Annotated in this window: 12 protein-coding genes; 2 read left to right on the forward strand and 10 right to left on the reverse strand. The window is 35.3% G+C overall.

The window, feature by feature from the left end; translation table 11 throughout:
- Positions 1–196: 196 nt before the first annotated feature.
- From NZ579_05515 to NZ579_05540, 6 genes are all read right to left on the reverse strand, one after another.
- The gene (locus NZ579_05515; protein MCS7299397.1) at positions 197–430 is read right to left on the reverse strand and encodes a hypothetical protein; all 234 of its coding nucleotides are present in this window, start codon (positions 428–430) and stop codon (positions 197–199) included.
- Positions 431–459: 29 nt separating this feature from the next.
- Positions 460–1,347 (reverse strand): 16S rRNA (cytosine(1402)-N(4))-methyltransferase RsmH, encoded by an 888-nt coding sequence (gene rsmH / locus NZ579_05520; GenBank protein MCS7299398.1) that lies wholly within the window; start codon positions 1,345–1,347, stop codon positions 460–462.
- 65 nt (positions 1,348–1,412) lie between these two features.
- Positions 1,413–4,865 (reverse strand): DNA polymerase III subunit alpha, encoded by a 3,453-nt coding sequence (gene dnaE, locus NZ579_05525; GenBank protein ID MCS7299399.1) that lies wholly within the window; start codon positions 4,863–4,865, stop codon positions 1,413–1,415.
- Positions 4,866–5,046: 181 nt separating this feature from the next.
- Positions 5,047–5,301 carry an EscU/YscU/HrcU family type III secretion system export apparatus switch protein gene (locus NZ579_05530; protein MCS7299400.1) on the reverse strand — a complete coding sequence of 85 codons (255 nt, stop codon included), beginning with the start codon at positions 5,299–5,301 and terminating at the stop codon, positions 5,047–5,049.
- Entirely contained in the window at positions 5,273–6,046 is a 774-nt protein-coding gene (locus tag NZ579_05535) for a hypothetical protein (GenBank protein MCS7299401.1), read from the reverse strand. Before NZ579_05535 ends, NZ579_05530 begins: the two co-directional genes overlap by 29 nt.
- A gap of 115 nt (positions 6,047–6,161) precedes the next feature.
- Positions 6,162–7,331 carry an aminotransferase class I/II-fold pyridoxal phosphate-dependent enzyme gene (locus tag NZ579_05540; GenBank protein MCS7299402.1) on the reverse strand — a complete coding sequence of 390 codons (1,170 nt, stop codon included), beginning with the start codon at positions 7,329–7,331 and terminating at the stop codon, positions 6,162–6,164.
- Positions 7,332–7,507: 176 nt separating this feature from the next.
- On the opposite strand from NZ579_05540, the gene thiH reads away from it, so the two are divergent.
- Both thiH and NZ579_05550 read left to right on the forward strand, forming a co-directional pair.
- Positions 7,508–8,641: a 2-iminoacetate synthase ThiH gene (gene thiH / locus NZ579_05545; protein MCS7299403.1), complete on the forward strand. Its 1,134-nt coding sequence runs from the start codon at positions 7,508–7,510 to the stop codon at positions 8,639–8,641.
- Positions 8,634–9,929, forward strand: a complete 1,296-nt coding sequence (locus NZ579_05550; protein ID MCS7299404.1) for an HD domain-containing protein — start codon at positions 8,634–8,636, stop codon at positions 9,927–9,929. Before thiH ends, NZ579_05550 begins: the two co-directional genes overlap by 8 nt.
- 40 nt (positions 9,930–9,969) lie before the next feature.
- Here the strand turns inward: NZ579_05550 and NZ579_05555 are convergent, their stop codons facing one another.
- The 4 genes from NZ579_05555 to NZ579_05570 form a co-directional block, all read right to left on the reverse strand.
- Positions 9,970–10,770, reverse strand: a complete 801-nt coding sequence (locus tag NZ579_05555) for an ABC transporter permease (protein ID MCS7299405.1) — start codon at positions 10,768–10,770, stop codon at positions 9,970–9,972.
- Positions 10,767–11,069: a hypothetical protein gene (locus tag NZ579_05560; GenBank protein MCS7299406.1), complete on the reverse strand. Its 303-nt coding sequence runs from the start codon at positions 11,067–11,069 to the stop codon at positions 10,767–10,769. Before NZ579_05560 ends, NZ579_05555 begins: the two co-directional genes overlap by 4 nt.
- 231 nt (positions 11,070–11,300) lie before the next feature.
- Entirely contained in the window at positions 11,301–12,683 is a 1,383-nt protein-coding gene (der, locus tag NZ579_05565; GenBank protein ID MCS7299407.1) for a ribosome biogenesis GTPase Der, read from the reverse strand.
- Positions 12,680–14,278, reverse strand: a complete 1,599-nt coding sequence (locus tag NZ579_05570) for a hypothetical protein (protein ID MCS7299408.1) — start codon at positions 14,276–14,278, stop codon at positions 12,680–12,682. Before NZ579_05570 ends, der begins: the two co-directional genes overlap by 4 nt.
- Positions 14,279–14,380: the final 102 nt, after the last annotated feature.

The following is a 14,380-nucleotide window of genomic DNA, read 5'->3' on the forward strand; positions in this document are numbered from 1 at the left end:
CACTAAAAGCATTAACTATACCCAAATAACTCTCAAATTTTGGAATTTATTAGATGTAGTTCAATAAAGTCAAGACTCCTCTGAGAGTTTCACACTATCAGGAAGACTGATAAACGAAGCATAGATTTACTTTCTCCGATTTTAGATTTTACCGAAAACAGCGAAAGACTATAAAAACACAAAAAACCTGCATTAATTACTCATCATCTATTACGATAACTCTATTCATTGATACTCTATACTTTGAAGGCTCCTTTCCTATTAGTCTTTCAAGAGTCGTTATTCTTTCAATCTCCCAGACTAGTTTATTATGTTCATTCTTAAGGTAGATAAGTTTCTTTTTAAGGTTCTCTTCCTCTTTACAGAGAGACTTGTAATATTCTCTCTGGACCACAGAAGCCACCAAAAGCCCAAAAATCAGCAACAACATAATGCTAAAATAAAACCATTTATTCATACTCACACCTTTTCATAAACCCTTAACTTAGCAGACCTTGACGAAGGATTTGACCTAACCTCTTCCATCGTTGGAATTATCGGTTTCGCAGTAAGTATTCTAAACTCACCAGCATTTGATAGTTCCTTCATCTTGGTTTTAACTATCTTATCCTCCCCAGAATGAAAAGTTATTATACATAACCTACCACCACTCTTGATAAAGTTAGAAACTCTTGACAAAAATCTCTCAATAACCTCAAACTCCTCATTAACGAATATTCTCAAAGCCATAAATGTCTTGGTAGCAGGATGAATTTTGGTTTTATAATACCTTTTGATACCATTTTTTATCAAGTCGGCAAGTTCTTTCGGCGTCTCTATTCTCTTCTTATCTCTGTATCTCACTATTATTTCTGCTATTTTTCTAGCCATCGGCTCCTGACCGTATCTGAATATGATCTCCGAAAGTTCATCCTTTCTGAATTTATTTACAACCTCATACGCAGTAAACTTAACCTTGTCTGCTTTAGCATAAGTCATAGTTAGTGGATACTCGGAGTCAAAACTAAAACCCTTTCTCTTGTTAGCATAATGATACATTGAGACACCTAGATCTAAAAGAACTCCATCAAACTTATAAATCCCACTCTCAACTGCTATTCTATCTATATTTTCAAAACCATCGTTTATAAAATAGACATTCTTAAATTGACTAAGCCTACGTTTTGCTACTTCAAGTATATCTCTATCCTTATCAACACAGATCAAAATACCTTTACCATCAATTGCTTTCACTATCTCATAAGAATGACCCCCTTCACCACAAGTGCAATCAATATAACTCCCTGAAGGATCAGTGATAAGGTTTTCAAGGACCTCTCTAACCATTATAGGCCTGTGATAATACACCTGATCCTCCATAATCTATCACCTCAAACTTTGATGATGGATGAAATAAGAAATCGCTACACCTTTCAGAAATACCAGAAAGACTTTACACCAGGGATGTTCCTCAACTTGGATGTGATGTCGTAAGAAGGTTTAACAGAATAAATAGGGGACAACCTATAGTATTCTATACTCCCATTTAAGATAACACCAATGTAAGGTAAGCATTTACCGTTATTACTCACTAGTATTTTCCTTAATTCATACAGATGATCCTCTTGAATATCCTCCGAAACTACTATATGCAGTTCGGTTATCCTATCACTCTTGTAGCTAGATATATCAAACAATTTCAAAACTTTCGGGAATGTTTTGCCTAAAGTATTTCTAGATACTACACCTTTGAATATGAGTATTCTACCATCTGCTAGAATATTTTCATACTCTTTTGTTGCCTCAACAGAAAGGTAGAGTGTGGCTTTCTTACCGAAATAATCGGTAATTCTAACATTAGCTATTTTACCTTTTATAGTATCTCTTTTTTCAATTTCAGAAACCATTCCCATAACTGTGAATGGACAACCCTCAGGTAGTATTTCAAGGTAGTCTATCTCAAAAGAGGCATAGTTTCTAATTTCCTTCCAATACTCTTTCATAGGATTGTATGAGAAGAAAACACCTATCGTTTCCTTCTCGTAAGACGCTAGAGTATCCTTTTCAATTTTTTGAACATCTTGTAAAAGTGAAGATATACTGTATCCACCATTGCTATTCTGAGGTGAAACGAATAGATTATTCTGTCCCATTTCTTTTTCTTTAGAAAGAGACGAAAAGAAGTTGATAACCTTGTCAAGTCCTGACAGCAATCTCATTCTATCTTTGTATAAGACATCCATAGCACCTGCCTTGATGAGAGGTTCATAAGAATTTCTTTTCATAAAAGAAATAGTTCTTTCAAAAAACTCTTCTATCGTTTTGTATTCACCATACTTTTCTCTATCACTTATTATCTCATCAGCAGAAGCCTCACCAAAACCCTTTATTCCCATAAAACCATATCTTATAGCGAAACCATCTTTCGTCTTCTCTGGATAGAAGAGTTTTTTACTCTTGTTGACATCTGGTGGTAGAACCTTAATGCCCATTTTCATAGACTCCTCAACATAACTAACCATCTTTTCAAACTTACCAATTTCAGAGTTAATCAATGCAGTCATATATTCAAGAGGATAATGCGCTTTAAGGTATGCAGTTTGATAAGTTATGATTGCATAAGCAGCGCTATGAGACTTATTAAAACCATACTCCGCAAACTTCTCTATCGTATCAAAAAGATCCCGCGCAAACTTCTCGTCATAACCATTCCTAACAGCACCGCTTACAAAATCATTCTTCATTTGATCCATTATTTCTTTCTTTTTCTTCCCTATTGCCCTTCTTAGATTGTCTGCCTGCCCAAGTGTAAAACCACATATCTTTTGCGCAATTTTCATTATCTGTTCTTGGTAGAGTATAACTCCGTATGTTTCCTTGAGTATATCTTCAAGGCTTGGATGCGGATATTCTACACTCTCTCTTCCATGCTTTCTATTTATATACTGTCTATCCATTCCTGAACCTAGAGGTCCCGGTCGGTATAACGCTAGTGCAGCGATTATATCCTCAATCACCGAAGGCTTCATATTTTTAAGCATCTCCTTCATTCCATCAGACTCAACCTGGAATACACCGGCAGTCTCCCCAGAAGAAAGCAAGTCATAGGTTTTCTTGTCATCCAAAGGAATATTATCAATATCAATCTCTTTTCCTTCTATCTCCCTCACCAATTGTATAGTATCCTGTATAACTGAGAGGTTTGCAAGACCTAGTATATCCATCTTTAGAAAACCAAGCTCCTCAAGAAACTGCGCAGATACTTGAGTTGAAACTGTTCCCTCCCTCGGATCTCTATAAAGTGCTATATACTCGTCTATTGGAACTGAAGATATAACGATCCCGGAAGCATGAACTGATGCGTGTCTAACCATTCCTTCAAGTTTCTCGGCAGTGTTTATCCATTCCTTCTCCAAGTCGCTACCTTTTGTCATTATTTCTCTCACCTCAGAAACCAAACTCTTCGCTTCCTCTATGCTATCAACGTTAGATATTGATTTAGCGATCTCATCTACTCTATGTAGTGGTATCCCTAAAACTCTACCGACATCCCTTATTACCGCCTTTGCCTGTAATGTTCCAAATGTTATGATGTTTGCAGTGTTCTCCTTACCATACTTATTGGATAGATACTCAATAACTCTATCTCTATCTCTATCAGCAACATCAACATCAATATCAGGCATAGTCACTCTTTCAGGGTTTAGAAATCGCTCAAAAAGCAAGTTATACCTTATCGGGTCTATGTTTGTAATTCCTGTTGCGTAAGTAATAAGTGCTCCCGCTGCAGAACCTCTACCAGGACCTACCGGTATGTTACTACTTTTAGCCCAGTTAACAAAATCTTGAACCACCAAAAAGTAGTTGCTAAACCCCATATTCTTCACAACCTCTAACTCATAATTTGCCCTCTCTACATACTCTTCTGGAATTTTTCCGTTGAACTTTCTGTTCAAGTTTTCAAATACAATCTCTCTTAATTTCTCATCAGCATCAACCCCATCCATATACTTTGGCATAAGTTCCTTGTTATTAAATGGTATATCAAGATTACACTTCTCAGATATCTCAACAGTATTTATTAAAGATTCTGGTAATTCGTCAAAATCCTTCCATACCTCATCTGGAGACTTGAAGTAGAAACTATCATTTGAAAATTTAAGTCTATCAGTGTCTGATTTTTTGTTTCCTGTCTGGATACATAGAAGTGTATCATGAGATTCGGCATCCTCTTTTGAAAGATAATGAGAGTCACAGGTTGCTACAAGTTTTAACCCCATCTCTTTTGAAAGTTTCACGAGAGCAGGGTTTAGTTGTTTTTCTTCTTCAAGGTCGTGCTTTTGTATCTCAATGTAGAAATTATCCTTCCCAAAAACTGAAACATACCAATCAGCAACTTCCATAGCCCTTTTATAGTTACCTTTGAGTATCAGTTGAGGGATTTCACCCGCTATACAACCACTCAACACTATAATTCCATCCTTGTGTTTCTCAAGTAGCTTCTTGTCTACCCTAGGTTTATAGTAGAAACCATCAAGGTAGGACCTTGTAACCAGTTTCACCAAGTTTTTGTATCCTACTATATCCTTCGCTAAAAGAAGAAGATGTGAATATTGCTTATCAAAAACATCAGGAGTAGTTCTAACCATTTTCTCCTTAATTGTCATATCCTCGCATAAATAAGCCTCAACGCCGATTATTGGTTTAATACCCAGATCCTTACACGTCTTGTAAAAATGGATACTACCAAAGAGATTTCCATGGTCCGTTATAGCAACACTCTTCATTCCATAATCTCTCGCTCTTGAAACTAAATCCTCAATCCTAGACGCTCCATCAAGAAGACTATACTCCGTATGAGTATGTAAATGAACAAAATCTCTCATACTATCTTGAATTTTAAAAAACTCCCGCACTAAAAATAAATATCGTTAGGATGGAAATTAATAGAGATGACCTGATGACAAAAATTTGAAAAATGAAAAAACTAGTATTAAATTATTAGTAGAGACTTAGTAATTAAGATACACCCCCAATCACAGTCCCCAGTCACACTGGGGGCTTTCTTTATCTCTTACTATCCTTTACCAACTTATACACATAAGCGATAATCTCCGCTATTGCAGAGTAAAGTTCAGGTGGTATCTCCGAACGGAGTTTTAACGATATAAGAGGATCAACAACTTCAGACTTGACAATGGGAATGTTATGTTCTTCTGCAATCTCAATTATTTTCTGTGCTAGCAATCCAACACCCTTTGAGACAATTTGTGGTGCGTTCATCTCAGAAGGCTCATACTTCAACGCTACTGCTTTTTTCATCACTTCCTCCATAAATATTCACTCCTATATTAATCGGCCTAAAACCTATATCCTCAAGTTTTGACCTAAGCTGAGTAACATCAATTGATGAAACATTTACTTCACCAAATAAGTTTATTGAAACAGAATAACCAACTCTAACCCTCTCAAAAACCACTAAAACATCAACACTATCTAAACTTGCAGACAAAACAAGCTTCCTTATCCCCTCATCTTCAAACTCAAAATACGCAAACCATCTACTACCACTTTCATCCAGATCATCAAACACTCTGACAAAGCGCTTCTCATCCAAGAAGATGGAATTGAAGAAAAATTCAAATTCTTCTCTATCAAACTTCTTCATTACCTCACCATACACAACATCAACCAAAAACAGATGCTTTTTTGCATCAATACCTTTGGATTTTAAAACCAAAGCTGAAAGAAGTAGTGGTAATTCAAAATTCTTAAGCAAATCATACTTCCACCTGTCAATCGGAATATCAAGTGACATAAGTATCTTGGTAATAAGATAATTCTTGAGATTCCTAGGAATGTCAATACTTGATAGTATCCTAGTTATATCCTTCGCAACTAGACTATCTTTTACTCTCACTATTAACTTATCACCTTCCTTTAAAACCTCACCAAGGAAAACATTGGAAGGAATGCTACCCTCAACTTTTGCTTTAATCTTATTACCATCAATGCTAATCCAAGCGAAATTGCCTAACACACTCAAAACTTTTACAATCTTATCCATACATTTATAAATTCTATAGACCAAAAACAAACTAATCAAATCTAAATACAACCAGATAGTAAAATTGAAGAACCTACAAAACTTCCTAACCCCAAAAATCAAAAAATACTCTATTTTATACTGGTCTTGGATTAGGATGGTATCCGTAGATCATATTTATTAGTCTCTCAAGTCCCACAAGGATATTCTCTAGCCTGTTTGTTAGTGATATTCTGACAAACTTATTAGTCATATTCTGACCAAAATCTATACCTGGTGTTATTGCTACAGAGTATTCTTCCAGAAATCTTTTGGAAAATTCGTATGAGTCATTTGTGTATTTTGACATATCAAGGTAGATATAGAATGCACCTTCTACCTCATAGCCTATTGAGAAACCGAACCTCTCAAGGTATTGTTTCGCTGAAATAAACCTTTGGTGATATGTACTAGTGTATTCGTCAAGAATATCTATACATTCACTAATACATATACTAGCAAGAACTTGTGAAGGCGTTGGAGTTGATATAACGATGTTTTGAAGTAGTTTTTGCATGTTTGGTATATACCTGTCTGGAAGCACTAACCACCCCACTCTCCATCCAGGCATACTAAAGTATTTTGAGAAACCATTTGAGATTATCAAGTTTCCATCACGAGTGAAATACCTAGCAACGCTACTCTCACTTTTTGGTTTTGTGAATACTATACCCTGATATATCTCATCAACAATTATTGGTAATCCTGTCTCTAGAAGCACTTCTAGAATATCATCTTTTAGCAATGTTCCAGTAGGATTTGAAGGAGAGGATGTTATAAGCCCTTTGGTTCTAGAGTTTATAACCTTCTTTAAATCACTTATATCTGGATTAAAATTATTCTCTTTGAAAACATTTACTCTCACTACCTCCCCACCCGAGTGTAATATGAAGTTTGGATAACACGGATACGATGGGTCAAAAACTATAAACTCGCCACCACCGTCAAGAAGGAGTGATACCATAAGATACATCCCCGTGGAACTACTTGGAGTTATAACAATATTAGAAGGCGGTATCTCAACTTTATACTCTCTGAAATAGTAATTTGAAATACTCTCCCTAAGTTGTTGAATTCCTAGACTTGGTGTGTATCCCATCTTGTACTTTGATAAGTATTCAGGCAACTTCTCTAGTGCTTTTTGAGGTGTTGGAAGGTCAGGTTCTCCTATCTCCAGGTGTATAATATCAACACCATACCTCTCCATCTCAAGTGCTTTCTCTAATATATCCATTACTATAAATGACTTTACCTTGTCAATGTTCATAACAACAAAAATTGTATTTTTGTTTAAGGAATATTTGCAATCATAGATGAAAGTATCCTTCAAAATTCCGCTTAATAAACTGAAAATTTTCTAGACCTTACCACAAACCCTACTTCGCTTTAAATTCCCCTAAAAATTAATTGGATTAACCTGAAGCAAGTTTTTATAATTTAATTATGATTGTTTTAGAGAAGAAGTCATTCAAAGATGTTCTTGATAGATATTACGATTGGGACTTTGACACTCTATTTGATAATGTAACTTATGACGATGTAGAGAGAGCATTGTCAAAAGAATATCTCAATGACCACGACCTAATATCCCTTATATCACCAAAAGCACAAAAATACATAGAGTATCTCGCTAGGAAGTCATTCAGAATAACTAGGCAATTCTTTGGAAATGTGATGTTTATATACGCCCCCTTATATGTTTCAGACCATTGCGTAAATGCTTGTCTATACTGTGGCTTCAGTGTGTTTGAAAAGTTTAAAAGGAAGACACTTAATCTTGATGAAGTTAGGAAGGAAGCGGAAATATTGAGAAGTAAAGGAATAAGACATGTATTACTACTCACAGGTGAGTCAAAGTTTGTAGGAATAGATTACATAACAAGTGTTGTTAAGATACTGAAGGAATACTTTGATGAAGTCTCAATAGAGATATACCCTATGGATGAAGATGACTACAGGAAGGTCATAGAAAGCGGAGCAGAAGGCTTAACAGTATATCAAGAGACATACGATAAGGATATCTATGACAAACTACATGTCTTTGGACCGAAGAAGAACTATCTGTATAGACTAGAGACACCAGACAGAGGTGGAAGAGCAGGATTTAGAGAGATAAACATAGGAGCACTTCTTGGGCTTGCACCTGTGAGAAAGGAGATATTCCTGACGCTCAAGCATGCAGAGTATCTTTTTGAAACATACCCTGATGTAGAGATTGGTATCTCATTCCCTAGAATGAGACCTATTCACAACAGTAGTAGCTTCAAGTTTGATATATACGAAGTTAGTGATACCGACATGGTTCAATTCATATCAGTTGCTAGAATATTCTTAAACAGGATTGCGATAAACATATCAACTAGAGAATCCAGTGAATTCAGAGACAATATAGCGCTTCTAGGACCTACTAGAATGTCAGCAGAATCCTCAACCGCCGTCGGTGGATACTCACAAAACATCAAATCATCGCAGTTTGATGTATCTGATGAAAGAACAATAGAAGAGTTTGTAAAAATGCTTGAAAGTAAAGGACTGTGCCCTACTTTTGTCAATTGGATAAGAGAGTTTAATGGATAATTTATACACAATATACGAATACATACTTTCAGTGAATACTGGGATCTCGTTCGTATTATGGTTCGCATACTTATCAATAATACTTGCATCTATATCAAGTTTCAAAACACTACATATACCCGATTTTGAAACACAAAACTTACAGAAGAAAGGAATACTATCAAGTTTTATAATAGTTTCGCTAATAACACTATATTTGGCTAATGTAATCTTTGAAAGAGTTTTTTCGGATAAAGTCCTCTATCTACTTAAAAACATAATACTATCCTTAAGTATAATACTTTCACCGTTGGCTACAAGAATGTTATGGATCAAAACAACAAAGTTAGAAACAACTATGACAATATACGGAACATTGTTCGTCACAGCATTAATAATGGTAATAATAAACTCAACTTGGAACATCGTATTTGCAAAACTGGTTATACTAGTAATCTCTACAGTTGTTTTCGTAACAGAAAGTATATTATTCATAACTATCAACTCTAAAAAATTAAACATTGAAGACAAATTGAAAGGAACTCTATTCGCATTAATTCCTAGCATATTGTCCTTGTCTACGATAGGAGAATTTTCAGGTTCAATACTACCTGAAGGTTTGATAACTATCCTAATACTTTCACTCAATATAACAATCTCGGTAATCACAATAAGGAACATGTTAGAAGTATATAGAGAATATAAACATACAATGGATGAATTCTCCACAAAGGTGAAGAATGAAGAGAAGTTGTTTAGATGGTTCACCGCTATGTTGGTATCAATACTAGAAGCGAGAGACCCTTACACTAAAGGGCATTCTGAAAGAGTAGCAAGGTATGCGTATAACTTATCAAAACTCGTTTATAACAATACATACATCCCAAACTTCCTAGAAATAGGAGCACTGCTACACGACATAGGCAAAGTAGGGGTTAGAGACGAGATTTTGTTCGCCACTTCAAAGTTAGGATATGAGGCTATGGAAGAGATGAAAAACCATGTAGTCATAGGTAAAGAACTACTGTCATCAGTAAGTATATTCAGAGATGTAAGTGATATAGCATACTTACACCACGAGAGAGTAGATGGTCTTGGATATGTTTTAGGCTTAAAAGATAAAGACATACCAATTCCTGTTAAAATAACAACACTCGCAGATGCTTTTGACGCTATGAATACAGCAAGAGTTTATAGAAAGAAACTAGACATAGAAGTAATAGCCAATGAAATAAAGAAAAATCTACGATCACATTTTGATGCTCAAATAGGTTTATTATTTCTGAAGAATATAAACAGAATTGTCTAAAACCAAAACTCTTCACAACTGCTAAAAACATTCTTCTAGACTATACTTGGAAAACGAATATATAAAACAGAAGACTCAAGGTAAGACTTGAGAACAGGGCAAGAGATAATGCCGCCATAATACTTTTGTTTGCGGATACAGGGACTAGGTTTCTAGTTGGAGTTTTGAACCCGTAATACGATGCCACACTAGGCATAAAAAACCCTGCCACGACAACTTTCAATAAAACTAATAGTTGGTCAAATATTGAAACCTTACTGAATATGAGGTTCGTGATCTCATTAAAATCAATTTCGTAAAACAATATCAAAGTTATAGGTCCTAGAACGAGAATTATAAAACTTGCGAATATCGTGAGTATGATCAATGAGATTGTCATACCTAAAACTCTAGGTAGAGTTAGGTAGAAAAGAGGGTCAATACCTAACGAAACCAAAATATCAAACTCCTTATTGACTGTCATATTACCTATTTCAACCGCTATCGCAGAAACAGACCTTGCTATGACTATTATCATCACAAATAAAGGCATAATTTCTCTAAATATCACCATCACAAATACATCCGCAATAATCTCTTTGGGGACTACCTCTGGAAACTGAAAGAAAAGTATTGAAATGGTAGCAATACTCAAAACCAGAGACACTACAAAAACTGCTCTTAATGATTGAACTGCTGTGAAGAATATTTGTCTTATGGTATTCTGATAAAACAGTAATCTCTGATTATACGGATGTCTCTTGAATAATTCAATTAAACTGTAAAAACTCAATGAGACAACACCTGAAAAGTAGTCAATTTTGTGTATTATAAACCTACCTATTCTACCAAATATGTTCATATCCTACCACTCGTCAGTAGTTCAACTAATGCTCTGATTATACTATCCTCACCTTTATCATAGTTATTCCTAACTGCGTTGTTTATACCTATAACAAGTCTCTGTAGTTTTGGCACCGTTATACTCAAAACTCTTGACATATTCTTATCGTCTAGGTTTTTCGCAACATCCACTACACTACTAACCTTATAGTCAATCAATGGTAGCCATAAATGTATTTTGTCTTCTCCTATCTGCAATAATAACTTATCGTCAAGAACTAATCTTATCATGTAAGATCTCAACTCTTCCTTATCCACAGTGTAAATTATAAGAAAGATACACATAAAACTCTACATACTAACTAAAGTTAGTATTTTTTACAGAAAACTATCCTGAATATCCCGCAACCACATTTCAACCAAGAAATTTCCAGATATTTTTTCTAACTCTACAATCTTCCTAACCTCTTAAACATTACTCTTTTAACTTGTTCATATTCCCAGATATACCTACAAACCTGATCTTAATAAATCAACTTCCAAGAATAATTAGTCTCCCTTCTTCCTCTTCCTTTCTCTCTCCTTAACTATAATCCTTATTCCAATACCTGTAAATCCGAATAGTTCTGCTATTTTATTCTTTAGAAATATCTCAAAGTTCTTCTTGAAGTTTTCAACCTTATTCACAAATACAGCAAAGGTAGGAGGATTGACATCAACTTGGGTAATGTAGTAAATCCTTAACTTCGTAGATAACTCCCCACTGAAAAGATGTGGAACTAACTCCCTTATCTTCCTATTAAGGACACCAGTAGATATTCTCTTTCTGGAAGATTCATACAGAACTTTAACAGTCTCAAAAATTTTATCAAGATTATAACCATACTTTGCCGATAGAGGAATAACAGGAATATTGCAAGTACCTTCAAAGTTTCTAGATAAGAAATCCTTGAAAGCATTCTCATAAACCTTCTCTTCCTTCTTATCACCAAGCTTATCAATCCCAATTACTAGGTCTATCTTATTAACAACTATTATGAAAGGTTTATAACTCTCCATAACATATCTCAAAACCTTCTTATCTTGACTTGTAATTCCTTCGCTGCCATCAATTACCACTACAACAACATCTGAATTCTGTATTGATGTTTTGGTTCTCTCAATTCCGAACTTTTCAATCAACCCAGCCTTGAAAATACTCCTTCTGAAACCTGCAGTATCGGTTATCCTAAAAGAAACTCCCCCACCCTCAACGAAATCATCCACACTATCTCTGGTAGTTCCTGGTTCTTCATCAACCAACGACCTATTACTTTTAAGTATTGCATTCATTATTGAAGACTTACCAACATTCACCCTACCTACTATTGAGACCTTGATTGGCTCTGACTCTCGTTCCTCTTCCTTCACCTTACTTCTCTCTAGAATAAACATCTTGATACCTTCAAGCAGATCATCAAATCCATACTTCGTTTTTGATGATACAAAAAACATACTCTTGAAACCCAATCTATAGACATCATCTGACACCTGAATACGCTGGTTGAAAGTATCAACCTTTGTTACAACTAACTTTACCTTATCCTGATATTTACGAAGCAGTTTAGCAAGTTCAAAATCAAGAAAATCAACCACCTTATATTCAACTGTAAAGAGTATTAAAGTTGATGCCTCCAGTGCCTCTAAAAGAAGTTCCTTTACTCTACCAACGAGTTTAGCAGGAATATCAGTGCCATAACTATCAAGAGTGTATCCACCTGTGTCTTGTAGAATAAACTCAACTCCATCCAAATTCACAATCTCTTTGTTGATATCAATAGTAGTCCCAGCCTTATCAAAAACGATTGCCTTACCTCTACCAACTATCGCGTTGAAAAGAGAAGACTTACCCGTATTAGGTCTTCCCACTATTGAGACTACACCCAACCTCATAGTTTGATTTTAACACCACCTTGGAAGTAAAACGGTTCCAAGACTACACTATCCTTTCTTATCTCCACAAGGTTGTTCAAAACATTTTGAAACTTAAGAAGTATTGAAAAGTTCTTAATTACCTCCCACTCTATCTCAAAGGAGAGACCTAGATATGGATGTAGTTCAGACCCATTAAACTCAATAAGTCTAGCAGTTTCACCAAAAACACCAACCAAAAAATTAAAACTACCCAAGATAACTTTAGCATTCAACTCAACGGAATGTTGAGAGATGTGAGGAATACTTGGAAAGAAGAAAAGCAGCCTATACACACCACCGAAATTGAGCCAATCAAGTGATATAATATCCAAGTTCAACTTTGAATACAGAGCAGTTGCGTTTGTATAATCTATAACATAAGAGTCGGCTTGGAGTCTGTCGTAATACTTATTTAGATAGTAAGACAAACCTACAAAAAGACTCAAGGAGTTATTACCTAGGAAGAATACTCTAGGACTTAGCTCAACGCCGATATATGAGTCACCTCTAGGAACAGAAGTCAGTATGTTTAACCCCTTTGATAAACTAGAAGATGTGAAACGATCGTAATCTTTGAAAACGGATAGTTTTATTGAGAATATGTCAGAAAACTTGTGTATAACACCAAGTCTGGAATACCACTCCATAGGGAAGAAAGTATCTGGAACAGCCCCAGCGTATAAACCTACAAACCATCTGTTTTCGTAAATAGGTATAGAAAAAGATATTGACAAATCCCCATAGACACCACTTTTTAGTTCATTTTCGTAAGTGAGTTTGAATACACCAGCACCAACTCCCAAATCAATCCCGAAGAAATTATAGTCCTCAACTCCAAACTTGTACCCCAAACCAAAGAAAAAGTCATTCAACGATGTGTGTAGCGAATTGAAACCTCTATCCCTTAAGTTAGCGTAGTAATGTTTCAGACCCAGTGAGAGATCTAAAGTAGACTCTTTATCAATCCTGTATCTTAGTTTTGAGTTAAGTAAGACATCTCTATCCTTTTCATCCAAGTAAGACTGGTTATCCCAGAGTCCTTTAAACTCTTCAGAAAACTCAAAAATAGTATTCCAGAAGACAGAAGAAGATGATAACCCAACAGAAACACTTGCAAGATCAGATTCCTTTAATGTATTTCTCAAGGTTCTCTGCTCCTGACCGTAGAACACCATATCAGGTCTTTTAAACCTATCATACTTTATCACAGTGCTAACACTCAAGGTATCAACAGGTATCTGACTCAGACCTATGATTGAGAAGTTCAGAATATCGTTAAGTCCATATGAGAAGAGAGATATTAGTTTTGACCTGACATCTTGAGATATCTCTTTCTTTGCTTCTCTTTCAAGAATATCAACACTTTTGATAGATGGAGTATCATAAAGATCCTTCTTGTCTTCCCTTGAAGGTAGATAAATACTCCTCTCTTCTATAACGGGTGAAACCGCACCTTCAGCGAAAAACTCCGTTTGAGGTAAAATAACTTCATTAGTGTTAGTAGAAGCAAAGGATAAACTAGGAGTTAGACAAAAAACAACTAGAAACAATGAGAATATTATTCTTACTTTCATAACAGTATTATAATCATTTTAACCCCAAAACTTCTAATACCAATACCAAACTTAACTCTTGAAAGACTCCATCTGATAAATCCGATACTTTACCAAATTTAC

The organism is Spirochaetota bacterium (genome assembly GCA_025061835.1).
Lineage (GTDB): Bacteria > Spirochaetota > Brevinematia > DTOW01 > DTOW01 > SKYB106.